Here is a 25,129-nt window from a genome sequence, read left to right on the forward strand (position 1 = left end):
GAAATTGCTAGGTCTCGTCCGGAAACGCGGCGACGGAAACGCGATTCGAATCGTCTTGGGACCTTAGATTCCCTTCTATAGAGCAACCACCATGCTTACGCTTTCCAAACTTTCCCACGCTCGCGGCTCCAGCCTCATCCAGGTGGCCTGCGTCGGCATGTTCACCATCTACGAAGTCACCCACATGTCGAACAAGGGGCTCTCCGGCAGCGCCATCGGCATCCTGCTCGCTATCGAAAACGGGCTGCTACTCGCCTCCGCTCCCCTCTGGGGCTGGCTCGCCGACCGCTTCGCCTGCTACAAGCAACTGGTCAGCGGCAGCGCCCTCGGGCTCGCCTTCGCCCTCTACTGGCTCTCCCGCTCGGAAACCATCGCGGACTTCGCCATCTACGTTTGCCTGCGCGGCCTCCTGCTCACCGCCATGTCCAGCACCATGACCGCCCTGGCGATGTCAAACCTCGCCTCGAACTCCCCGGGCCGAGGCTTCAGCGCCTATCGCATCTTCGGCTCCATCGGCTTCATGTCCGGCTCCTTTCTCTTCCCCATCATCTTCCAAAAGATCGAACACATCCTCATCGCCGGCGCCTGCCTGCTCCCCCTCTCCCTCTACTTCGTGCTCCAACTCGAGAACCCGCCACGGCGCGACCAGGGCCAAAACGGGGAAGCGAAATCGCCCATCCCCGCCGCGGCTTGGATCTTCCTCGCGGCCCACTTCATCATTTCCATCACCGAGCCGGGCAACCTCGGCTTCCTCAACGACTACGTGCGCGAGCTCGGAGGGTCCCCCAAGCTGATGGGCTGGTACTCGGCCCTCACCGGCTTGATCGCCCTCGTATCGCTCCCCGCCATGGGACGCTGGGTCGACGCTCGCGGACTCTACTGGGTCCTCGGCCTGGGCTTCTTCTCCCAAGCCATCCGTCCCTTCGTCATCTCCAGCCTCAGCGACCCGAACTGGCTCTGGCTCTCCCACCTCTGCCATGCCTTCGGCTGGGCCGGCCGCGAGGTCGGGGCCCTCATCCTCATGATCTCCCTCCTGGGAACTCAGAGACGGGCCACCGCAGTCTCGCTCATCGTAGCCATCCGCATGGCGGGAACCATGGTCGGCTCCTACCTGATGGGAACCTGGGCAGACCGCTACGGCTACCCGGAAATGTTTCAACGCATCTCCCTCATCGCCCTCGCCAGCCTGCCCCTGCTCTTCCTCGCCTTCAGAGCAGCGAGGAAGAAGCCGGCCGCAGCGAGCGCTGCCCCCTCAGCCTAGCGGCTAGGGGAGCTTGGCGGAAACAGGGCGTATGTTCAAAGCGGATACCTTAACCTTGGCCCGCTTCGGCAGCGCTCCTTCGATCTTGAGGTCGACCGCGATCGACTCGCCGGCATGCAGCCCCGACGGAGCCGCCTCGTCGAAAGTGAAACGGGCCGTGCCTTCGTTCTCCACGTCCAGAACTAAGAAAGCCGCGGATACCTTGCCCACATTGCTTACCGTTACCGTGTAGCCGGATTTGCTCTTCTCAGCCGAAACCTTGAGCTTGGCGCGGGGGCCTTGGCTGATCGGCGTGAAGAACTCCATCTTGCGGTTGTAGCTGCCAATCTTCTTCTGCAGGGCCTTCGGAGTCGCTTCGCGGATGTAGATCATCTCCGACAGCCCAAAGCGCTTATCGGTCTTATCCGCAATCCGCTGACCGGAAAGGCGGATTTCCAATACGTTTCCGGATTCGCGTATCAGCTTCTTGGACACGGAATAGTGGCGACTCGTAAAGGTCGGCCACTTCAAGGGGTCCGCCTCGTAGTTGCGTTCCTTGGACGGATCGATACTGCCGCTGCCCACATTCTTGCCATTGAGATAGACGCTGTCTTCCGCCGTCATCCCCGGCAAGAACAGCTCCAAAGCCTTGCCCTTCAAGGAGGCGTCGAGGTCGAAAGTCTTGGTGTAAACCGCGTCGAGCTCGTGGCTGGACGCGGACTTCATCTCCTTGTCCTGCTCCGTCGGCTCGTCCACGATCTCCGCCAACGTATAGTAGTGCGGGGCGCTGACCACGCTCTTCTTGCCGATATAGTCGAGCTGCAAGTTCTCGCCGAGAGCCTGCCCCGTCTTGAAACGGTCGTCCGGAGAGATGGCGACGTAGTAGGTGTTGCGATGCGCCACCTTCTTGCCCTGCTTGGTCTCGAGGGCTAAGTAGAGGGCCTTTTCCGCGAGCTCCTCGGGAATCACCAGGTCTAGCTTGCCCAACAAGCTTCGGTCGTCGGGCCCGATCTTCGTCGAACGAGACTCCTGATGCAGCAAGGTCCCATCGTACGAGATCACCTTGATGTCCAAAGAAATGGATACAGCTTTGTGCGTGTCGTTCACCGCGTATAGTTCCGGAGCCAGTTTCTCGCCTGGATGGTAAACGAAGCGCTCGAAATCAGCCAAGGCGATCACCGGCTTGCACGCGTTCTTGTACCAGTAGTAGACCGATTTCGGCTGCCCGTACCAATCCACATGCTCGCGGTGGAAAGAAGGCCACGACGCATTGATCTGCCAGGTCCAACATCCGGAGCTCTCGTACTTGTTCGAACGGGCATGCTCCATGTTCATCCGGCTGTCGATACAGTGGAAGACCGACGAATGAAGCAGCTCCGCTTCCCATGTATCCGCTTTTCCGAACGGCTTCGTCACATTTTCCCATTCGGGCCGCTGGGCGTGGTGGTTCTGATACACCTCCCAATCGATCGGCCAAAGCGACTTCTCCGGCACGAACTTCTTGATGTTCGCTGGACGCGTCGGAGAACGCCCCACCGCGCACTCGGAACGCAGCAGCACCAGCCGCTTGCGGCCGGGCAGCAAATCCCGGTACTTGTTCGTCGTACGGTGAGGAGTGGATACAAGACCGCCATGGCGGTCGCCGCGATACGGCGAACCGCGGCGGAACTCCCGCGTGCCGTCGAGACGGTCGACCAACTGGTGGATCAAGTCGATGATGGGACGATTTTCGTGGTTGTCGGGATTGAACTCGTTGCCGCCACCCCAAAGGCCAATCGAGCTCCGCTCCCGCAAGCGCTTAATTTCGCTGGCGGCGTTTTCAAGGAAAGCGTCGTAGTTCATGGCCGGAGCCGATCCGCAGGCGAACCAAAACTCCTGCAAGCAAACGATTCCCATCTCGTCGCAACAATCGTAGAAGTGGTCCGACTCCGTGAGCCCTCCGCCCCAGACCCGCATGAAAACATAGTGCGCATCGCGGGCCAGCTCCAGCTGGCGGCGCACATGCGGATCGCGATTGCGATACAAGTTATCCACCGGACACCAGTTCGAGCCCTTCGAGAAAATCCGCAGCCCGTTCACGACCATCGTCCACGGATACGGCTTTCCGACGATCGACCACATACGGTTCGTTTGCCCCGACTCGGCCTGCACCGCTTCCGCATTCGTGTTTTGGATAAATTCGATTTTGCGAATCCCCTGCTTCCGGGTACGCGTGTCGCACAGCTCGCCGTCCACCAGCAAGCGGGCCTCTACCGTGTATAGCGGCTGCTTGCCATACCCATTTGGATACCAAAGCTCTGGCTTATCCAGCTCGATCGAAAGGCTGACGCCATTGCTTCCGCTCTTGCGTATCTTCTTTACGGATACCTTCTTTCGAAGCTTGGTCTTTTTGGGACCGGTCACGACCAGTTCGACCTCAGCGTCGAGCGCCGCGCCAGTCAGGTTCTTCAATTCCCCGGTGAAGCTAAAGGTCGCCGTCTTGAAGTCATCGGAAAGAACGGAATCGATTCGCGTATCCTCGAAGCGCGCCCCCGACATCCACTCCAGCTCCACTGGACGCCAGATCCCAACCGCAATCATATGCGGCGACCAATTCCATCCGTACGCAAACTGCGGCGTGGGGCCTTGGGTACGGATGTGAGCGGAGCTGTTCTGGAAGCCGCGCGGATCCGGCTGCGTGCCGTCTTCCCAGGCTCGCTCCTGGGAACGTACGCGAATGGCGAGGCGATTCCCCTGCTTGCGGACCAAGGTGGGATCGAGATCGATCTGCTTGTTGAGGAAGCTTCCTTCCCAACGGCCGATCTGCACGTCGTTCAGCCATGCGTCCGCCCGGTAGTTCACCCCGTGCAAGCTCAAGCGGTACACTCCGCCCTCCTCCGGCAAGTCCAAGTCCTTGATGTACCACCACTCCTTCTTCTCCATCCAAAGGATGTCGCGGCTGTTCATGCCCACATAAGGATCCTCGATCCTGCCGGCCTCCAGATACGCTGCCGGAGCGGTTACCGGCAAGCTCACCTCGATCGCGTCCTTCGGCTGGTATCCACGCTGGTAGGCGCGACCCGCGTTGCCGAAAAGCCCCATGTCCAAGTCATGGGAGAACAGTTGCCAATTTGAGGAAATATCGATTTTCTTATACATCGTTCGGACTCGTAGAGAGGGGGTTGAAATTAAACTAGACGAGGGACCACAAGGAGTCGTCCGACGTGTCTATGGAATACAGCTTGTCGCCGATCTCAACTCGGTAGCAATTGTCTTCAAAAGTGAATACAGGAACTCGTTCCACCGATCCAGAGACCGGCAGCAGCAAGGTATGGAAGACGATCTCGCCCTTCGCTTCCTGAGTGAAACGAAGCTCCGGAGCGGGACGGATAACGTCGTAGTACGGGCAATGCCAACCTGCGATGAACGGTTCCTTCTGCCCCTCGTAGCTTTGGGCAGAAACCGGGCTCCCGCCAATCGTCTTCACGATCAAGTTGACGTCTTCGAAACCGGTTGCCCAGGCGGGATTGTCCGCCGCTTCGACCGGCGCAATCGCCCCGTCGTAGAAATGCCACAGCTGCTCCGCCTTCTCCACGCCTTCCCCCGCGATCGTATCCCGCACGATCCAGAAATGCGGCTTGGCGAAAAAGACCTGTCGGCGATGACTGGCTCCCGGCAAGCGATTGACCATCAGGGTCGACAAACCCCGCTCCCGAAAGAGCTTCTCGTCGCGCCCCGGCCCTTCTTCGCCAAACCCGGCGTCGAAGATTCCGTCCGCGTAGTCGAAGTCCTTCCCCGACACCATCGTACCGCGAGCGTCGCCAAACACTTGTTCGTACCCATTAACCAATACGCAATTGTAGGAAGGCGTGTTCTTGAAATACTTGGCCAAGCCCATCCACTCCGCATCGGGGTCCGAAGTCGTATAGCGCCACTTTCCGCCATTGACCAGGAAGTGCCGCCCCTTCGCGTAAACTTCGATGGAGAGCTGGTCCTGGTTCATGTGATTGTCGCCCCAGTCTCCCATGTCGAAGTATAAATAATTCGAATACGGCATCCATCCGTCCCGCATGATCGCGATCCGAGAATCGGGATAGAAATAGGAAGTGCGATCGGGCTCCTCCCCCTTCTTTCCCTCAGAAAGGAAGTAGCCGATCTCCTGAATCCCGAAAAGCTTGTAGATGCGCTCCAACTGCTCGCGGCGATTGATCCGCGTGTTCGAGTCGTTGCTGATGGGCGTCGAGAAGTTCGGCTTGTCCTGGTACAACTCGGCGTAGCTGTTCTTGATCAAGCGTTCCGCGTAACGGGGAGGAAAAATGTCCTCCAAACCGTTCTGCAAAGCCACCTCGTAAAAGGTGAAAAAGCTCCGCATCGCCACCCAATGGTAGCCGCCGGACATTTCCTTGGAATAGCCGTCCGGATTGAAAAGGTCGCTCCACATGTCGTCGAGGAAGGACACCGCATAGCTGATCCAGTCCTCGCACTCCTTGAACTCCTGATAGAAGATGGCGATGATTCCCACCGCCGCAACCTCCAGCGTTGCGTGGTTCCCCGTCTTCCAATGCTCCTTGCGCAAGAAGACCGCGTGCTCGTGCACCGACAACAGGATCGTCGCCCAAGCCTCCGGGGTCATAGCCGGCGACATTATCACCTTAGCCAAGGCTTCCGGCCAAGTTTCCGCCGCCCGCCCCGCCGCTTCGAACGGTCGCCACGTCGACTTCTTGTATTCCAAATAGGGCTTCCCTTCCGGCTCGAAGGGCGGAACATTCTCTATGTAATGAAGCATGTGCTCGATCACCGCCTCCGCATACTTCTCGTCTCCAGTTTTCCGATACTCCTCCGCCAGCAACATGAAGTAACCGTGCCGCACCAAGCCGCCGTTCCACTCGAGGTCGCCCGTGGCCGTAGCGTACCAGTCCAAGCCAGCCGACATGTCCACCGTCCCCTCGCCCAAATGGAAGACCTTGGCCACGAACTTGTCCGCCTCGCCCGGCAAGTCATGATGGTAGATCGGCCCCACCTCTTCCTGATGGTAGGCGCCCACCCGGCGGGGAAGCGCCTCGCGGTAAAAGGCCAGGCAGGCCTCCAGTGACTCGAACGGGCTCTCCACGATGGAATTGAGCCGCGCTAGCAGAACATGCGTGTCCGGGGCAGATGGTGTCTTCATGCGAATCGGTCGATAGGGGTGTTAAATATAAAATGAAACTTATAATTATAAGCTCGAGGCTTTGTCGAGCCTTACCTCTCTCCCTAGCGAACGGAAGCGTCAGCTAAAAGCGCCCTAAGCCGCTGGCAGCAAGCAGCTTCAGCCGTATTCCGGCCAGCGATCCGGCACCAAAAAAACGACGCCTTCGCTCTCTCCTGCCCAAAACAGGGTGCAACGCTGCTGCCCTTCTCCCAGCAGCGTCCCCACCGGAACGGAGGCCAGGCTCGCCAGCAGTTCCTCCCCCAGCAAGGCCGGCCAAAGGCACTTGGGAACGAGCTTCACCGCTTCGAGCTCGGGAAACCAGCGACGAAACTCGCTCACCCTCAGCCACTTCGCCCGGCGCGCGGAAGCGCGAACCTTCGGAGGCGCCGACAGCCGCGCCTCTCCCATCGGATCGAAGATGAATCCATAAACGCGTTGGCAAACCGAAACCTCGTCCAGGCCAAAACGCTGTTCGAGCAGGCGGCGGGCTTCGGGGCGCTTCGCCAAGCGCAGCTGCCGTTCCCTCATCCGCTCGAGCTTGTTGATCCAATTATCCCGCGGGTCGGGCCCCGGATAGCGCTCGCTTCCGTCCTCTTCCCAAACCGAAAGGTAAAACTTGACCGCGAGCTCCAGCTGGAAGCTCCACCCGCTCTCCCGGTCCTTCACCAAGAAATCCATTTCTCCCAAAGTCTGTCCCCCTTCCCCTTGCACCTGCAGGTTCTTGGCAAGCAATTCCCATCGCTCGCTCCCCTCGATCAACAACGCCAGCGCATCCTCGTACAAATGCCCGAGCTTCTGCTCGAAGTTCAAAGCGGGCGACCTCCCAGCGACCTGCAACTCAGCTTCCCACGCGGGCGCCTCCGGCAAATCCCCCACCAGCAAGGGAGCCGCGCAAAGGCTTTCCAGCAAAGCCCGCGTATACAATTCCTCGATACAGCTCATCGTTCCATCAGCTTTGGCAGCATTCCAAACATGTTCCGCCACCCCAAGGAAATTCATTCTAGAGCACAAGGCTGGCTAACCGTGGAGCGCATTGACAAACGCCCGCCCCCGCAAAGTACTATCAAGCCCGAGAAACATGGACTGGAACAACATCGAAAACATGGACCCCAACCTCCTGGTTGGAATCGTGAATACCGCCCTGCGAAACCATTTCGCTTCGCTCGAGGACCTCTGCAAGTCCCACGACGTCGACCGCGAAGCCCTCTGCCGCGCCCTTGCCGCAGAGGACTACGAATACCTGCCCGAAGCCAACCAGTTCCGCTAAAACCTCGCTCGGCAGGTCCACGCCTTCCCGCTACTCGCCCGCGAGAATGCCCTCGATCCGCGCCTGCTCTTCCACGGACAGTTCCGCGCCTTCCAGGGCCCGTAGATTGTCCTCGATCTGGCTCAGCTTGCTGGCGCCGATCAAAGCCGAGGTAACCACCGGGTTCCTCAAAACCCAAACCAAGGCCAGCTGAGCCAGCGATTGCCCGCGGGCCGCCGCTACTTCGTTCAATTCCTTGAGCACCGCGATACGCTCCGCAGTGATCGCATCCGCCTTCAAAAAGGGAGAGCCCTTCGCGATGCGCGAATCCTCGGGAATATCCTTCAAGTAACGGTCCGTCAGGAGCCCCTGAGCCAATGGACAGAACGGAATGCAACCCACGCCATTCTCGCCCAAGACTTCCAGCAATCCGTCCTCCACCCAGCGATCGAACATATTGTAACGGGGCTGATGGATCAAGCAGGGCGTTCCCAGCGACTTCAGCGCCGCCAAAGCTTCGCTCGTTTGCTCCGCGCTGTAGTTGGAAAGCCCTACATAGAGTGCCTTGCCGGAACGTACGATGTGATCGAGCGCCGCCATGGTCTCCTCCACCGGCGTTTCCGGATCGGGACGGTGATGATAGAAGATATCCACGTACTCCAGCCCCAGCCGCTTCAAGCTTTGGTCCAAACTAGAGACCAAATACTTGCGCGAGCCCCAGTCGCCATACGGCCCGTTCCACATGTGGTAACCCGCCTTGGTCGACACCACCAACTCGTCCCGATGCTGCGATAAATCGGAGACCAGCATGCGACCGAAATTCGCTTCCGCCGATCCGGGAGGCGGCCCGTAGTTGTTAGCCAAATCGAAATGCGTGATGCCTCGATCGAAGGCTCCCAACACCAGAGCTCGCTGCGATTCGAAATCCCGGTTGTCTCCAAAATTCTGCCACAAGCCCAGCGATAGGCGAGAAAGCTTCAAGCCGCTGCGGCCACAGCGACGGTACAAATCCGCATTGGAGTATCTGTCTTCAGAGGGGCGATAAGTCATAGCTACCTCCCTTAGATCCCGGCCCCTTCCCTAGCAATCGCCAAAAGAAGATTCCCAGTCGGAACGTCTGATTCGCCCCCCCAAAAACAGGTAACGCGTCGCCTTTCAGCCAGACTCCCCCTAGTCGCCCGGCAACAGTTCCGCCAAGACCCGCAGCAGCTCCTTGGCATTGATCGGCTTCGAAACGTAGCGACTGAACCCAGCCTCCAAAATGCGGATCTTGTCCTCCGCCATCGCATAAGCGGTCTGAGCCACCACCAATACGTTCTGGTTGATAGCCCTCAAGCGCTTGATCGTTTCGAACCCATCGATCCCCGGCATCTTGATATCCAGCAGCACCAGGTCGAACGGACCTTCCTCCCGGTACATTCGTACCCCGTCCTCTCCCCGATCCGCCCAGAGCACCTCGAAGCGGGTCGGCTTCAAGATCGCCTCCAACAGCAAAAAGTTGTTCCTCTCGTCCTCGATCACTAAGATGCGTCCCGCCTGAGCCTTAACAAGCTTCTCCGGAAGCTCCCGTGCGTGGATCTCAGGCAACTTCCTTGGCTGCGACCGCTTGAGGACCGATACCGGAAACCGCACGCTGAACGTCGCCCCTTTTCCGTATTCGGATTCCACCGACAGGCTTCCGCCCAGCATATCGGCCAAACGCTTGGAGATCGCCAAGCCCAAGCCAACCCCACGCCTCGCCTGCACGTCGTCCTCCCTCAGCTTATAGAACTGGTCGAATATCGCCTGCTGAAACTCAGGCAGAATTCCCTTCCCCGTATCCTTAACAAAAATACAGAACGACTCGTCCTCGATCCTCGCGCCCAAAACGATCCGCCCCTGGTTGGTGAACTTGGCCGCATTCGTCAAAAGGTTGTCCAGCACCTGCCGCAATCTCTGATGGTCTGTCACCATCGCATAGCCTTGCCCGCTAAGAGCGTTCTCGCAGAGTAGCTCAACCCCGGGCTCGCGCGGCAAAACGCTATGGCTCGCATAAACAAGATTGATGAACTCGTCCCATAAAAACTCGCTCTCCTCCGCCGTCACCTGATTCGCCTCGATCAAGGAATAGTCGAGGATGTCGTCGATCAAGCGCAGCAGCGAATCGGAGTTTTCGATGATCAAGCCCATATAGTTCTCCACGTCCTCCTTGCTCACCTTCGTCTCCTTGAGCAAGGACGAGAAGCCAACCACCGCATTGAGCGGAGTGCGGATCTCATGCGACAAGTTCGCGAGGAAGGACGACTTCAGGCGATCCGACTCCTCCGCCTTTTCCTTCGCCTTCACCAGCTCCGAGGTGCGCTCCTGCACCTTATGCTCCAGCAGTTCTCTCGACTCCTGCAGCTCGTCGCGCTGTTTCTCGAGCTGGCTACGCTGCCCCTCCAGGGCGAGATTCTGCTCGTTTATCTTCTTGGTCCTGCTCTGCACCTTCTCCTCGAGCAAGCGCTGCGTCAGCTTAAGCTTCCGCTCCCTGTACCAGATAAACGAATACACGATCAAGCCAACCAGTAAAGCCACTAGCCCAAAGAACCAGGGAGTCATCCAAAACGGCGGCAAAATGCGCAAACGCAACGAAGCTCCGGTTTCGTTCCAGACCCCATCGTTATTCGAGGCCTTCACCCGAAAGACATAGGATCCGGGATTCAAGTTCGTATAATTCGCTTCCCGGCGCGTTCCCACCTCGTTCCAGTCGGAATCAAATCCCTCCAAAAAGTACGCGTACTGATTTTTTTGCGGCTGAATATAGTTTTGTGCCACGAAACTGATCGACAACACCTTCTGGTCGTGGGACAGCACCAGCTCGTCCAATTCCGAAATATGCTTTTGCAAGGAATCCGGGTCCTGCGGATCCACCTTAAGCGACTTAAAGAAAACCTGTACGTCCGTGATGAATACAGGAGGCGGAATCAAGTTTTCCCGAATCTCCGCAGGATCGAAAAACGTCAAGCCGCCCGTCTGCCCGAAATAGATATCCCCGTCCGGCGAGCGAGCCACCGAGTTGCGGAAGAAAGCATTGGTCATCAGGCCGTCCAACACTCCGTAGCTCTTGATCGTATCCGATTCCAGATCGATCCGCGCCAGTCCGCTGTCCATCCCTACCCAAATGTTGCCGTCGCGGTCTTGCGTCACGCAAAGGGCCTGATGGCTCGGCAAGCCGTCCTTCATCGTATAGGAACGAAAACGCTTCGTCTCGGGATCGAAGCGATTCAAGCCATTGCCCGTGCCTACCCAGATCTTGCCGGCCGCATCACGGTAGAGCGTATGGCAAAGCGCATTGGACAAGCTAAACGCATCGTCCTCCTCCGGAGTGTAGTTCGTAAAGCGCTTCGTCTTCGTATCCAAAACGGAAAGACCGATCGGCGTAGCGACGTATACCAAGCCCGAAGGATCGTAGAGGATGTCCGAAGGCCAGTCGTCCAAAAGGCTTAGCTTCGAATTGTACGGATCCGACTTGTAGCTTTCGAAAAGCCCAGTCTCTCGGTCGTACTTCGCGATGCCCGCCCCTTTCAGAGCGATCCAAAGGTTACCCTCCTCGTCTTCGGCGATCGCCCGCGGGTCGCCCCCCGGAATAGCCCCCTCCGTATCGGGATCGGACTCGTACTTGAGAAAAACCCGCCGCTCGCGATCGAAGCGCATCAGTCCCGCCGTAAACGTTCCTACCCAGATCTCGCCGCGCGAGTCTTCCATCAGTGAGTAGACCGCCCCCCTGCCGATCGAGCTCGCATCGTCGGGATCGTGCAGAAACTCGAACTCATGGGACCCGTCCGGAGCGAACACGTCGATCCCTCCGTTGTAGTAGCCGAGCCAAAGCCTGCCGTCCTTGGTCCACAAGACGCGCGACACCACCCGGGTCACTCCAGGGCGCTCCACCGCCTTCTCCAGGTAGTTGCGGTCGAACATCTTGTTGTTCGTGGAAACATGAACCCCGTACTTGGCCGAGCCCACCCAGACATTCGACTGCCGATCCATCGCCAAGCAACGAATGCTGCCCGAGGGCAAGGAATCCACCCGCTTGGACGACATGTAATCTTGGATACGCTGCTCGTTCCGCCTCATCAGCGTCAGCCCCCGCCCATGGCAAATCCAGATGCGGTCCTCGTCAGCCGCTTGCAGGAAGTGCACGCGGCGCTCGTTGGGATGCCGTACTGGCAACGGCCTCGCCTCCCCCGTTTTCGGATCCAGCACCACCACGCCCTGGTAGGCCGTGCCCAGCCAGATCTTCTCCGGATCGCTCACGTCGATCGAGTAGATGAAGTTACGCTTCGTTCCACCCTCCGTCTGAAACCCTTCCACATAGGCCCGCGTCTCCCGCGTCTTCGCATCAAAACGGTACACGGCGCTGTTGGAGCCGATCCAGATCCGGTCCAGCTCGTCGCAAGCCATCGACTTGATCACCCCGAAACTGGCCGAATTCATGGGCTCGAAACGATTCTCGAGCTCGTCGAAGCGATACAGGATCCCGCTTTCCGCCGAGGCGTACACGTTGCCCTCGCTATCCTGCACGATCGCGTTGCAGCGATTGTTCAGGTTGTTGTTCATATCCACCGGATTGAGCACGTAGTTCTCGAAAGCGTCCATCTCCGGCACGAAACGGCTTATCCCCATCTGCGTTCCGATCCAGAACCTGTGCTGCGCATCCACCAAAAACGACCAAACCACATCGTTGATCAAAGAGGTCGGCTCCTCCGCCTTGTTGCGGTAGGTATGCACCTCGTAGCCGTCGTAGCGCAAAGCCCCCCGGTTCGTGCCGAACCAAATGAAACCGGACGGCCCCTCCACGATGCGATGGATCTCTCCGCCCGAGCTCTCGAAGCGCTCCGTCAAGGCCTCGAAACGCAGGCGCGTCAGGTCGCGCTGGCCCAAAGCAACGCCAACGATAGCAACGAAAAACAGGGCAGCGAAAAACCCGCTCGGGGATGACTTGGGGCAATTCATTTCAAATTCGAGAGCCGAGCTCCGATCAAAGCGTAAAAAAAGGCGAGCCCCAAAAACTAGGGTAGATGAGGTCCTTTGCAAGCAAGCCCCTAAGCTTTAAACAGGGTTTTTAAGGGAAAAGGCCTCCCTCCGCCGCCCTTCCTGCGAGCATACCCGTATCTTCGCCCCGCCCCGCTCAAGCTGGACCTGCGGCAGCCGTTGATATCCATATACTAAGACAACTGTAGTCATGAGCGCCAGCCTCCTCATCATCGATCCGGATCCGGAAGCCATCGAAGCCTACCAAAAGGCTCTGGCTCCCAAGGCTTCCTCGTGGACCGCCCACTTCGCCACTTCCTCCGAGCAAGCCCTCTCCCTCGCCGAGAAAGTGGATCCCGACATCATCGTCTCCGCCCTTTGCCTCGAGCAAGGACAAGGCCTCAAGCTCCTCTCCCAAGCCATCGACGCCGCTCCGCTCGCCCACGCCTTCATCGCCGCCACCGAGACGGAACGCCCCCAACTAGCCGCCGCCTTCGAAGGCGGATGCCGCTACCTGCCCCGTCCTTGCCCCGCCGATCGCCTCCTACTGGAATTCCAGCGCTGCCTCGCGGTCGACTCCTGGCTCGACAATCCCGTCGTCAAGGAGGTCGTCGCCAGCCGGGCCGACTTCCAAAGCCTCCCCTCCCACCACCACCGCATCGTCACCGCCCTCAACTCCCCCGACTGCTCCGTCGACGACGTCGCGGAAGCCATCGCCAACGACCTCTCCCTCACCGCCAAGCTGCTCGAAACCGTCAACTCCTCCTTCTACGGATTCGGCCAAAACGTTTCCGACACCAAGCAAGCGATCTCCATCCTAGGCCTCTCCTGCGTTCGGGACCTCGTCCTCGCCGCCCACCTCTTCACCCAAGTCGGGCAAGACCCCGAGCATCTCACCCTCGTCAAAGAGATCTGGCACCACAGCATCTCCGTTGCCGGAGCCGCCCGTCGCATCAGCCTCCACGAAACCAAAAGCCAGCAAGCCGCCGCCGAAGCCTACTCCGCTGGACTCCTCCACGATATCGGAAAACTGGTCCTGCTGGGCGTCGTTCCCGACCGCTACATCGAAGCCCAGCGCCTCTCCCGCGAGGAATCCCACTCCCCCTGGCAAGCCGAGTTCAAGCTCATCGGCTGCGACCACGCCGAAGCCGGCGGCTACCTCCTCTCCCGCTGGGGATTGCCGGAAAGCCTCTGCGAAGCCGTGGCCCTGCACCACCGGCCAGCCAATAGCTGCCAGGAAACCTTCTCCACCCTCGCCGCCGTACACGCTGCCAACGCCATCGTGCGCAAGCGACGCAATCCCAAGCACGCCGACGCCATCCCCATCACCAACTTCCTCGTCGAAATTGGAAAAGCGGAACAATGGGCCGACTGGGAAGCCATCGCCATCGGACAAACCCCGCCGTCCCAAAACAAAGCGAAGCTCAAGCCCAAGCTGGCGAAGAAGCCGGACGAAGCGCCGCGTCCCCAAATAACCACTACCGCCGTCGCCCACCAGGCCCTCTCCCAACGCATGGAAGAGGAAGACATAAAACGCAACGGGCCCAGCCCCGAGCCTCGGGAACGCCACACCAACGCTACCCTCGCCTTCGCCGCCGGCATCATCTGCTGCCTCTGCTGCATCTACTTCCTCACTTCCATCAAAGACGCCCCCGCCCAATCACACGCCTCCCTTCCCGACACCGGCGAAAGCAAAGCCGTAGGCATCGAATCCCGGGAGGATATCCTCAAAGAAATTCTCGAATCCAAGCCCAAGCCGCCCCCTAGCGCCCCGGAAGTCGCTGCCACCCCTCCCGATCCGGAACCCGCACCGCCACCGCCGCCGCCACCGCCACCTCCCCCTTTCCCCGAGATCCAACTCGGAGCCATCTTCCAGCGCAGCACCGGAGCCAAGGCCCAAGTAAACGGCCGCATCGTCGGCGTCGGCGATACCATAGGCGAAGCGAAGATCGTATCCATCGACCGCATCAGCATCGACGTCGAACACTACCAACGCGTCCGCACCTTCACCCTCGACTAAGCTCCGCCGCCAAGGCAGCCGCCTGCCCTACTGCAGCAGCTTCAAGGCTGCCGCATTTTCGTACTCCTTCGCCAAGTCCAAGGCCGTCACCCCATGGGACGAAACCACGCTGACGTCCACTCCCGCCTCCAGCAACAAGCTCAAAACCTCCTCGCCGCCACTGGCCGCCGCCTCGTGCAACGGCGTGCCGCCCGCCTCGCTCAAGGCATTCACATCCGCGCCCGACTCTATCAGCGCTCGCACCGAGCTCGCCTGATTCTTAGCCGCCGCCAAGTGCAGCGCCGTCCAGCCCTGCTTGTCGCGAGCCCCCAAATCGACCCCCGCCTCAGCCAAGGCCCGACACAGTTCCGGCAAATTCCGGGTCACCGCCAAATGGGCAGTGGTCTGACCACTCTTCGTCTTCGCATTCGGATCAGCCCCTTCCTGCAAGAGAAACAAGGCAATCTCGCTCTTCTTGCGCATGACCGCCTGCTGCAGTAGAGTCATACCGCCTCGCCCCGGCGTATTCAATAACTGGGGATCGCGATGCAAATGCACCCTGACATCCTGCAAGTCATCCCGAGCGATCGCCTCCTCAATCGTCTTGTACGTTACGATGTTCGGAAAATCGGATACAATGCCCGTCTGCGGAAAATCGATACCCGCCGTCCAGGCGATCGCATTCAATACCAGTTTCCGAAAATCCGCGTCGTTCCAATTGTGGTGAAAGTGCCCGCCCGTAAACCCAAAGCCGCGCTGCCCCTGCTCGCCAATGCGACGCCAAGCCAAATGCTGCAGCTCGCCCGCCTCCAAGGCAGCCCGCACCGCCGCGTTTCCGGAACGCGCCCCATCCTCGCCCAAACTCTCCAGCGGCGGCAAGCCCGACAGGATCGGCTCGAAATCCCCGTCCTCCCGAAAGCGCATGTGGTAGTACCACTCGTCCTTGATCTCGATGGGCGACACCCCCGCTGCGATTTTCTCCGCAGCCAACCGTGAATCCTTCAGCTCCCAGATCGGATTCACCGACCAGTTCAAATCGAAGTATCCCCCGATCGCCTCGCTCATGAAATCTGCCAACTCTTCCGACTCTGGCTCCAAAGCGTAGTGCAAGAACGAATACCCGACCCCGCGATCTCGGAGCTCGCGCAACGCCTCAACCTTCCCCTCGGCCAAATGCTTCGCTCCGCCATCACAGTAGATCACCACCGCGTCCACGCCCTCGAAGGCCCCCTCCCATTCCGGCCAACCTCGATACACGGCGGCCTCCACCGCCAATCCGCTCCCATTCAAGGCATCCGCCAAAAGCTCGCAGCCCGCCGGGAACTCGTGCTCGTTCCAACCATGACTAGGCTCCCCCGCCAAAAACAAGACCCGAGCCTTCTCCGGAGCTGCACAAACGGAGCCAACCAAACCCATCGCCAAAAGAAAACAGACGCATCGTCTCATAAGCTCAAACCCTGCCGCCTCAACCCACTCAGGTCCACCGAAAACCTTCTCCTCAGCTTTCCCGTTCCAGAATCCAATCGCCGAGCAACTCCAAAGTCTCCACGTCAAAAGTCTCCTCGATGCGGCCATACTCCTCCACGCTTCCCGTATCGCAATTTTGGAACAAGTGGTTCAACCCCGGTCGAATCAACACCAACGCATCCGCATTCCCCGTGCACTCGAAAGACTCTCTTACAACCGCCGCATTCACCTCCGCCGCCACTTGCACGTCCTTCTCACCGAAGAGAGCTAAGGTAGGCAGGGTTAAGCGATCCAGATACACTCTAGGATCGATGTTCATGAGCGATCGAAACCATTTTGTGGATACAACCTGCAACGAATTCTCGATCACCGCATCAGTAAAACCCAAGGACTCCAAAACGCCTTCTCCGTAGCCAGCCCGAACTTCTTCGCTCCGTTTCCGCAAAGCCGCCACGAGCTCCTCCCGCGAAAGCGCACGGTTCTTGATCAGTTCCATATCGCCCTGCGAATCCCTTTCCAACCGCTGGACCAACTCCTCCTCAACCCCCTTCAGACGCAGGCCGGCCCTAGACTGCCTCAACAGCAAACGATCGAGCGGCTCCCCCGGAGGAGCAAGCAAAACGAGAAAGTCCAACTGCGGCTCACGCGCCGCCACCATCGGCCCCACCAATCCTCCTTCGCTGTGCCCGATCAAGCCCAAGGCATCCACATCCACCTCCCCAAGCGTCTCCAAAAAACGGATCGCCGCAATCGCGTCGTTCGCGAAACTGGCAGTCTCCGAATCCATCAAATCCCCCTCCGAGCCACCGACCCCACGATCGTCGTAGCGCAGCGATGCAACACCGCGCCGGGCCAAAGCGTCCGCGATCACCGCGAAGGGTTTATGCCCCATCAGGCTTTCGTCGCGATCCTGAGGCCCCGATCCGCTTACGAAAAGCACCGTTGGAAACGGCCCCTCGCCAGCCGGGCGCGCAAAGGTTCCCGCAAAATTCAACCCGTCTACCTCGTTGCGAAACCGAACCTCTCGCTCCTCGTAAGGAAAAGGCCCGCGCGGCTCCTGCGGACGTCGCAGAGCCGCGGGCTCCGCAAGCCTGCGAAACACCAACGGCAACTCCTGCCCACCTTGAACCCAATGCCCCACGAGCTGACTGCCATCCTCGCTCAAAGCCCCTTCGAACGAACCACCGACACGATCGATGCGATACGCAAAAGCACCCGCCTCGAAGCTTACCGAATTTAAAGGCAGCCCGTTCGCGCCTTGGTCTAGACTGTCCATCTCGCCCGCAAGCCCACCGCCTTCCTCAGCTCGAACATGCAACGCTAAACGCAGTATCATCGGGCCAGCCTTCAGCTCGCCCAACCACTCGCCCACAACCCCTACTCCGGGTATCCCTTTTCCGGATACCGAATCTGGTCCAGCCTCAGCCCCCGCAAAGTTCAACTCGAACTTCAGTTGCTGCCCCCCCTGAATAAAGTCACCGCTTATCCGCTGCGTCTCCGCCTCGTACAAGCCTTTAAACCGAGGCGTCCCTGGAACTCCCTCCATCGCGAAGCCGATCTCAACCTCGCCAACCTCCACCTTCGCCAAGACATATCCCCGCAGTCCTTGGGCTGGGATATCGATCGTTCCCGACCAGACGCCCTCCTCGCTGCAATCCAAGCTAACCTCTATCGCCAGTCCGCTTCCAGGAACCTTCAGTTCACCCTTCCAAAGGCCCACCGGCGGAGAGGCAGGAAGCAAGGTTGCAGCGCACAAGGCCGTCAACAACAGGCCACATCGTAAAGCAATCGGTAACAATTTCATGGAGCTACTCTAGCGCCCACATGTTACCTCCATGTTACCCTACCGATAAAAACAGGTTCATCACTTCAAGCAGTCGAATTCGATTTTTTCGGTCGAACCGTCGCAGTGCGAGACGAAGATCAAAGAGCGAAGGCTGCTTGCGACGCGCCGCAAGTCCCTGACTCCATCTCCTCCAACACGACGCGGCGCGAGAGCCAGCCCAACAGCAAATCCCGCTCGATTTGATGGTGGGACGCTAAATAAACAAGCCACGCCCTATGTCCCTCAGCCTTCCCGGTAAAAGCTCGCCAAGGCGTCCCTCGCCTGGGCCGCGACCGACTCCGTCAACTGCTGCATCAGCTTCGCATGCTCCGGATCAGCCGGCTCACTCAAGGAGAGCTCCTGCCCCTCGATCGCCCGACGGTCTCCCTGCAGCACATCCCACTGCGCCGCCCAAACGCTACGCCCCGGAAGCTCCCGATTGAAAACCGCGTCCCAGCCGGACCCTTCGAAAACGAGCACCCGGGCCGGACAGAAAAGATCGAACGTCTTCTCCCGCTTGAAAACCTTGGCCTTCACCTCGACCGACTCCGCCTCCGAATTCTGTACCGGCATAGTCAATACGCGCCGAAACGACCGCTCCCCTACTTCCGCTTCGCTGCGGCTCACCGAAACCTCTCCAATGCTCAACTCCAGATACTGGACCGCCTCCCGCTCTCCCAGCTCCGAACTGGGCACGAAGGCCACGAAGCGATGCGGCGGATGCCGCTCCAGCTCCTCCACCAAAGCAGCCATCATACGCTCTGGGTTCAAGCTATGCCCCTGAGCCGTCACCCCGTCGATCCCCACCAACAAGGTTCCGGCCCGCCGCGCCTCGTCCGCCTTTCGCAAAACATCGGCCCGCTGCCCGACGAATCGAGTCGCCGCCAAATAATGCTCATGCGCCTCTCGGGCATCGTAAAGATCGCCGCTTTCCATTAAAGCATCCGCAAACTGGATACGCCCTTTCCCCGCCTCGGAGCGAGCCGACTCGATTTCCGCATGGTAGTAGACGATCTCGATTCCCCGCTTCCCTGCAAACGGCGTCAAGGCCGCCCGCGACGACAAGCCTTGCAGCACCTCGTAGGCCGACAGAACCCGCTCCCAGCGAAACGGGTCGCTCCCGTCCTCCTGCGCTTGCCGGGCCCGCCCCAGCCACTCCGCCCGAGCCTGCGGATAGGCCCGCAAGAAAATCTCAGCCGCCTTCTCGTTGTCCGGCTTGCGAGCCAAGCGATCCGCCGAAACCCGAGCAGCCTCCGCGAAGTCGCCTTGCCGAAAAGCGGACTCCCCCGTTTCGCAACCGGCAAGCGCCAACAGCCCACAGAGCAGGGCGATAGAAAGACAGAGGTACTTGGAAAATTCAGTCGTTGGAAACTTCATGAAGGCACTCGGGTAAAAACGAACCTGGCCAAGCTAGGCTTCCCGCTGAGACGCAGCAAGCCGCCATCCTATTCATTCTTCGCCCCCTTCCCCTACCATCAATTTAGAGGGTAGTCCCCCGGCCCTCATGAGCTGGACAAATACAGGCTCCCTATCTTACTTATAATGCGCATTAGTTAATGCCCCCTAAAAACCCCCGAAGGACGAAGATGGCTCCGCCGTCTTCGAAAACGCCACCCCATGCGCCTTTACCTAGCCCCCCTAATCGCCAGCCAGGCCCTCTGCCTGCCCCTATTCGCCCAGCTACCGGACGAATCCTTCCGCAACTTCGCCCAAGAGTACTGCATCGACTGCCACAACCCGGACAAGAAGAAAGGCAAGTTCGACCTCCTCCCCCTCCTCGAAGCAGACTCCTCCCAACACTACGGCAAGTGGGAAGAAATCCTTTGGATGCTCGAAGACCGCGACATGCCGCCGGAAGACGAAGCAGGCGAAGCCCCGCTCAAGCGCCCTAGCGAAGCCGAATACCAACGCTTCACCACCTTCCTCGCCGACGCCCTCGACAGCATGGAGCCGCCGCTGGCCGATACCGAAGACAAGGACTTCATCGCCCAGAACTGCGTCAGCTGCCACAACGCCGACGACAAGGAAGCCGGCCTCGTCCTCGAAAACGTCACCCTCGACGACCCCACCCACGACCCGGAGCTCTTCGAGCACATCGTCCGACGCCTCGACGCCCGCCAAATGCCGCCCGCCGACCGCAAGCGCCCCAGCGAAGAAAGCTACCAGGAAGTCCTCGCCCACCTCGTCGGCGCCCTCGACGCCCAAGCCGCTGCCCACCCGCAGCCGGGCCGCACCGACACCTTCCGCCGCCTCAACCGCACCGAATACCAAAACGCCATCCGCGACCTGCTCGCCGTCGAAATCGACGCCGCCAGCCTCCTCCCCAAAGACGAATCCAGCCACGGCTTCGACAACGTCACCGTCGGAAACCTCTCCCCCACCCTGCTCGACCGCTACATCACGGCCGCCCAAAAGATCACCCGCCTCGCCATCGGTACCCCCAACGACCACGTACAAGGCCACGTCCACCGCGTCCCCGCCGACCTCACCCAAGAACGCCACATCGAAGGCCTCCCCCTCGGCACCCGCGGCGGCGCCCTCATCCCTTACACATTCCCCCAAGACGGCGAATACGAAATCACCGTCCGCCTCACCCGCGACCGCAACGAACACGTCGAAGGCCTGCGCGGAGAACACCAGCTCGACATCCTGCTCGACCGCGACCTCCTGCAAAGCTTCACCGTCAAAAGACCGGACAACGGCCGCCGCGACCACTCCCTCGTCGACGAACACCTAAAAGTGCGTGCCTTCATCCCCGCCGGCCCCCGCGACCTCGGCGTCACCTTCGTGCAGGAATCCTACTCCCTGCTCGAAAACAAGCGAAAGCCCCACCAGTCCCACTTCAACCTCCACCGCCACCCCCGGCTCGCTCCCGCCGTGTATTCAGTTTCCATTACCGGCCCCTACCAAGGCCAAGGCGCCGCCAATACGCCAAGCCGCCAAAAAATATTCACCCGCCTCCCCACCGGACCGCAGGACGAGGAAGCCGCCGCCAAGGAAATACTCTCCACCCTCATGAAACGGGCCTACCGCCGCCCCATCGCCGAGCAAGACCTCCAGAAGCCCCTCGCCTTCTACCGCGAAGCCGCCGTAGACGCCGGATTCGAAGCCGGCATCGAGATGGCCCTCAACTCCATCCTCGTCAGCCCCGAATTCCTCTTCCGCATCGAGCGCGACCCCCAAAATCCCCCCGCCGACGGAGCCTACCCCATCAGCCAGCTCGAGCTCGCCTCCCGCATCTCCTTCTTTCTCTGGAGCTCCATCCCCGACGACGAACTGCTCGACCACGCTATCGCCGGACGCCTACGCGATCCCAACGTATTGAACGCGCAAATACGCCGCATGCTGGCCGACCCGCGTTCCCGAAGCCTCGCCAACAACTTCGCCAGCCAGTGGCTCTACCTCCGAAACCTTGAATCCTTCACCCCGGACCTTCGCCTGTATCCAGACTTCGACGACAACCTCCGCCAAGCCTTCCGCACCGAAACGGAACGCTTCGTCGAAAGCGTCATCCAAGAAGACCGTCCCATCGTCGACCTCCTCAAGTCCGACTACACCTACCTCAACGAGCGCCTCGCCAAACACTACGGCATCCCCCACATCTTCGGCAGCCGCTTCCGCCGGGTCCAACTCCAGCCCGAGCACCACCGCGGCGGCATCCTTCGCCACGGCAGCATCCTCGCCGTCACCTCCTACGCCACCCGCACCTCCCCCACCATCCGCGGAAACTGGATCCTCGAAAACATCATCGGCACCCCGCCGCCACCGCCGCCACCCGACATCCCCGACCTCGAGGACAACACCGTCAACTTCGAGCTCCCCATGCGCGAGCGCCTCGCCGAACACCGAGCCAACCCCCAGTGCGCCAGCTGCCACGATGTCATGGACCCCGTCGGATTCGTGCTCGAAAGCTACGACGCCGTCGGACGCTGGCGCGACTTCGAAAACGGCCGCCCCATCGACGCCTCCGGCGGCCTGCCCGACGGACAGATAGCCAACGGCATCGCCGACCTCGAAGACGGCCTGCTCCAGCGCCCCGACCTCTTCGCCCGCACCCTCAGCGAAAAGCTGCTCACCTTCGCCCTCGGCCGCGGCGTCGAAGCCTTCGACGCCCCCGCCATCCGCCAAGTCGTGCGCGAGGCCGCCCAAGACGACTACCGCTTCTCCTCCCTCGTCCTCGGCATCGTAAACAGCACCCCCTTCCAAATGCGATCCACCCACGACCACTACCTTTCTGCTAAAGACTGAACTCACCCACTCCCCCAAGCCCACAAAACCAACCCCCCGAGCGCTCGCCCTATGAAATTCTTCACCAAGAAATCCATCCCCCGCAGAACCTTCCTCAAAGGCGTCGGCGCCTCCTTCGCCCTGCCCCTGCTCGACGCCATGGTCCCCGCCGCCAGCGTCTTCGGCAAGACCCGCGCCCTCACCCAGCCCGTCAAACGCCTCGGCTACGTCTACATGCCCATGGGCTGCGACATCACCCGCTGGACCCCCGGCAGCGAAAGCAACCTCGACACCCTCTCCCCCATCCTCGAGTCGCTCGCCAACGTGAAGGACCAAATCAGCGTCCTCACCAACATGGAGCTCAAGCCGGCCTACCCCGGCTCCCACGCCACCTCCAACTCCGCCTTCCTCTCCGCCGCCCGAGCCAAGGTCACCGAAAGCACCGACTACTACCTCGGCACCACCGCCGACCAAGTCGCCGCCAAACACATCGGCCAATCCACCCAGCTCCCCTCCCTCGAGCTCGCCATGGACCTGCTCCAGACCGTCGGCCAATGCGACAACGGCTACGCCTGCGTCTACCAAAACAACCTCTCCTGGTCCTCCCCCACCACCCCGCTTCCCGCCGAAGCCCACCCACGCCTCGTCTTCGAAAACCTCTTCGGCGAAGGCGGCAGCCCCGAACAACGCCGCGCCGCCCTCAAGAAACGGGCCAGCCTGCTCGACTCCGTAGCCGACGACATCCGCCGCCTCAAACGCGACCTCGGCGCCCAGGACAGAGACAAAGTCACCGAATACCTCGACTCCATCCGCGAAGTCGAACGCCGTATCCAAAAAGCGGAGTCGGATACCCAGGAAAACCCGCTGCCCGACCTCGACCGCCCCACCGGCGTGCCCGCAGCCTACGCCGATCACGCCCGCCTCATGTTCGACCTCCAACTGCTCGCCTACCAAGGCGACATCACCCGCATCTCCACCTTCCAGCTCGCCCGCGAAACCAGCAACCGCGCCTATCCGGAAATCGGAGTCTCCGATCCCCACCACCCCCTCTCCCACCACGGAGGCAACGCCGACAAGATCGCCCGCATGGCCAAGATCAACGCCTTCCACGTCTCCCTCTTCGCCGAATACCTCGAAAAGCTCAAAGCCACCCCCGAAGGCGACAGCAACCTGCTCGACAACTCCCTCATCCTCTACGGCAGCGGCATGGGAAACCCCAACAACCACGACCATACCAACCTCCCCACCATCGTCGCCGGCGGAGCCGCCGCAGGCATGCAAGGCAACCGCCACATCCGCTACGACAAGCCCACCCCGCTGGCCAACCTCCATCTCACCCTCCTCGACAAAGTCGGCGTCCCCATCGAATCCTTCGGCGACTCCGACGGCATGATCTCCGAACTCTTCCAACCCGTCACCCTGTAGGACCGGCGCTCGCGCCGCCCGACGAAACCACTCACCCCCCATGCCCAAGAGACGCCTTGCCCCACTGGCCGCCCTCCTCCTCTGCCTCAGCCCCCTGGCCGAGACAGCCCCCACCACGCTCCCCGACCTCGCCGAAGCCAACGACACCGCCGCCCTCGCCTCCCTTCTCACCAGCGAGACCAACCTCGACGCCGCCCAAGTCGACGGCATGACCGCCCTGCACTGGGCCTGCTACCACGACAACACCCCCGCCGCCCTCGCCCTCCTGGAGGCCGGTGCCCATCCGTCACCAAAAACCCGATACGGAATCACGCCCATCTCCATTGCCTGCCAGAACGGAAACAGCCAGATCCTCAAGGAGCTCCTCCAACGAGGGGCCGACCCCAACACCACCCTAAACGGCGGCGAAACCCTCCTCATGACCGCCGCCCGCGTCGGCAAGATCGAGTCCGTGCAAGCCCTTCTCAAGGCAGGAGCGACCATTGAAGCCACCGAACGCAATGGACAAACCGCCCTCATGTGGGCAGCCGATGAGGGCCACGTCGACGTCGTCAAACTCCTCATCGAATCCGGAGCCGACATGAACCGGTCCTTAAACTCCGGATACACCCCCTTCTTCTTCGCCGTACGCCAAGGCCACCGCGACCTCGTCAAGCTCTTCCTCGACCTCGGGGCCGACGTCAACGCCGCCATGCAAATCGAGAGATCCCGTGGCAAGCTGGCCAAGAGCAACACTAGCCCGCTTATCCTCGCCATGGAAAACGGCCATTTCGACCTCGCCCTCGACCTGCTCGAACGCGGAGCCGATCCCAACGACATGCGCACCGGGCTCAGCCCCCTGCACACCATGGTCCGCGTCCGCAAACCGGACCGCGGCGAAGGCATCGACGGCGAACCGCCTCCCCTCGTCACCGGCTCCGTCGATAGCCTCACCCTCGTCCGCGCCCTCGTCGAAAAAGGGGCCGACGTAAACGCCCGCCTCACCACCGGCCGCAAAGCCAACGGCGCCCGCTTCAGCATGATCGGCTGCACCCCCTTCCTGCTCGCCGCCGACACCGCCGACCTCCCCTACATGAAGCTGCTCATCGAGCTCGGGGCCGACTACTCCATCCCCAACGAAGACGGCACCACCTCCCTCATGGTCGCCGCCGGCGTCGGCAGCCAAGCCCCCGAAGAAGAAGCTGGCACCCCCGACGAATGCCTCGAAGCCGTCAAGTTCCTCGTCTCCCTCGGAGCCAAGCTCGACACCGTCGCCTCCAACGGCGACACCGCCATGCACGGCGCAGCCTACAAAAACGCGCCCCAAGTCATCGCCTACCTCGACGAACAAGGTGCCGATATCCAAATTTGGAATACAAAGAACGAAAACGGCTGGACCCCGCTATTCATCGCCGAAGGCTACCGTCCCGGAAACTTCAAGCCCGACTTCGCCACCATCGACGCCATCAAAGCCGTCATGCAAAAGCGCGGCGTCCCCATCCCCGAAGGCGGCCGCCCCATCCACGTCAACTACGCCCCGTAATCCCGTAGCGCGGAGCTTC

The 25,129-nt window shown here is 60.6% G+C and carries 14 protein-coding genes; 6 read left to right on the top strand and 8 right to left on the bottom strand.

Annotation, left to right across the window (positions count from 1 at the left end; genetic code table 11):
- The first annotated feature begins 91 nt into the window (after positions 1 to 91).
- Positions 92 to 1,261 (top strand): MFS transporter, encoded by a 1,170-nt coding sequence (locus tag QEH57_RS18360; RefSeq protein ID WP_309008234.1) that lies wholly within the window; start codon positions 92 to 94, stop codon positions 1,259 to 1,261.
- Between the two features lie 3 nt (positions 1,262 to 1,264).
- Here the strand turns inward: QEH57_RS18360 and QEH57_RS18365 are convergent, their stop codons facing one another.
- From QEH57_RS18365 to QEH57_RS18375, 3 genes are all read right to left on the bottom strand, one after another.
- The gene (locus QEH57_RS18365) at positions 1,265 to 4,378 is read right to left on the bottom strand and encodes a hypothetical protein (RefSeq protein ID WP_309008235.1); all 3,114 of its coding nucleotides are present in this window, start codon (positions 4,376 to 4,378) and stop codon (positions 1,265 to 1,267) included.
- A 34-nt stretch (positions 4,379 to 4,412) separates the two neighbouring features.
- Positions 4,413 to 6,386 carry a heparinase II/III family protein gene (locus QEH57_RS18370; protein WP_309008236.1) on the bottom strand — a complete coding sequence of 658 codons (1,974 nt, stop codon included), beginning with the start codon at positions 6,384 to 6,386 and terminating at the stop codon, positions 4,413 to 4,415.
- Positions 6,387 to 6,524: 138 nt separating this feature from the next.
- Positions 6,525 to 7,349 (bottom strand): DUF1853 family protein, encoded by an 825-nt coding sequence (locus QEH57_RS18375; protein ID WP_309008237.1) that lies wholly within the window; start codon positions 7,347 to 7,349, stop codon positions 6,525 to 6,527.
- Between the two features lie 136 nt (positions 7,350 to 7,485).
- On the opposite strand from QEH57_RS18375, the gene QEH57_RS18380 reads away from it, so the two are divergent.
- Positions 7,486 to 7,674: a DUF4250 domain-containing protein gene (locus QEH57_RS18380; RefSeq protein WP_309008238.1), complete on the top strand. Its 189-nt coding sequence runs from the start codon at positions 7,486 to 7,488 to the stop codon at positions 7,672 to 7,674.
- Between the two features lie 30 nt (positions 7,675 to 7,704).
- Here QEH57_RS18380 and QEH57_RS18385 read toward each other — a convergent pair whose 3' ends face one another.
- Together QEH57_RS18385 and QEH57_RS18390 are read right to left on the bottom strand one after the other, a co-directional pair.
- The gene (locus tag QEH57_RS18385; protein ID WP_309008239.1) at positions 7,705 to 8,703 is read right to left on the bottom strand and encodes an aldo/keto reductase; all 999 of its coding nucleotides are present in this window, start codon (positions 8,701 to 8,703) and stop codon (positions 7,705 to 7,707) included.
- Positions 8,704 to 8,823: 120 nt separating this feature from the next.
- Positions 8,824 to 12,627 (bottom strand): two-component regulator propeller domain-containing protein, encoded by a 3,804-nt coding sequence (locus QEH57_RS18390; protein ID WP_309008240.1) that lies wholly within the window; start codon positions 12,625 to 12,627, stop codon positions 8,824 to 8,826.
- A gap of 229 nt (positions 12,628 to 12,856) precedes the next feature.
- Here QEH57_RS18390 and QEH57_RS18395 point away from each other — a divergent pair, with 229 nt between their 5' ends.
- On the top strand, positions 12,857 to 14,665 hold the full coding sequence (locus tag QEH57_RS18395; protein WP_309008241.1) for an HDOD domain-containing protein: 1,809 nt from the start codon (positions 12,857 to 12,859) through the stop codon (positions 14,663 to 14,665).
- A gap of 27 nt (positions 14,666 to 14,692) precedes the next feature.
- Here QEH57_RS18395 and QEH57_RS18400 read toward each other — a convergent pair whose 3' ends face one another.
- The 3 genes from QEH57_RS18400 to QEH57_RS18410 form a co-directional block, all read right to left on the bottom strand.
- The gene (locus tag QEH57_RS18400; RefSeq protein ID WP_309008242.1) at positions 14,693 to 16,090 is read right to left on the bottom strand and encodes an ankyrin repeat domain-containing protein; all 1,398 of its coding nucleotides are present in this window, start codon (positions 16,088 to 16,090) and stop codon (positions 14,693 to 14,695) included.
- Positions 16,091 to 16,142: 52 nt separating this feature from the next.
- Positions 16,143 to 17,852 carry an alpha/beta fold hydrolase gene (locus QEH57_RS18405; protein ID WP_309008243.1) on the bottom strand — a complete coding sequence of 570 codons (1,710 nt, stop codon included), beginning with the start codon at positions 17,850 to 17,852 and terminating at the stop codon, positions 16,143 to 16,145.
- 327 nt (positions 17,853 to 18,179) lie between these two features.
- Positions 18,180 to 19,313 (bottom strand): hypothetical protein, encoded by a 1,134-nt coding sequence (locus QEH57_RS18410; RefSeq protein WP_309008244.1) that lies wholly within the window; start codon positions 19,311 to 19,313, stop codon positions 18,180 to 18,182.
- 240 nt (positions 19,314 to 19,553) lie between these two features.
- Between QEH57_RS18410 and QEH57_RS18415 the strand changes: the two genes are divergently transcribed.
- From QEH57_RS18415 to QEH57_RS18425, 3 genes are read left to right on the top strand one after another with little or no spacing between them, the layout of a single operon-like run.
- Positions 19,554 to 22,184, top strand: a complete 2,631-nt coding sequence (locus QEH57_RS18415) for a DUF1592 domain-containing protein (protein WP_309008245.1) — start codon at positions 19,554 to 19,556, stop codon at positions 22,182 to 22,184.
- 51 nt (positions 22,185 to 22,235) lie between these two features.
- Positions 22,236 to 23,588, top strand: coding sequence for a DUF1552 domain-containing protein (locus QEH57_RS18420; RefSeq protein ID WP_309008246.1), 1,353 nt, complete (start codon positions 22,236 to 22,238; stop codon positions 23,586 to 23,588).
- A gap of 40 nt (positions 23,589 to 23,628) precedes the next feature.
- Positions 23,629 to 25,110, top strand: a complete 1,482-nt coding sequence (locus QEH57_RS18425; protein ID WP_309008247.1) for an ankyrin repeat domain-containing protein — start codon at positions 23,629 to 23,631, stop codon at positions 25,108 to 25,110.
- Positions 25,111 to 25,129: the final 19 nt, after the last annotated feature.

It is taken from the genome of Pelagicoccus sp. SDUM812005, from assembly GCF_031127875.1.
Lineage (GTDB): Bacteria > Verrucomicrobiota > Verrucomicrobiia > Opitutales > Opitutaceae > Pelagicoccus.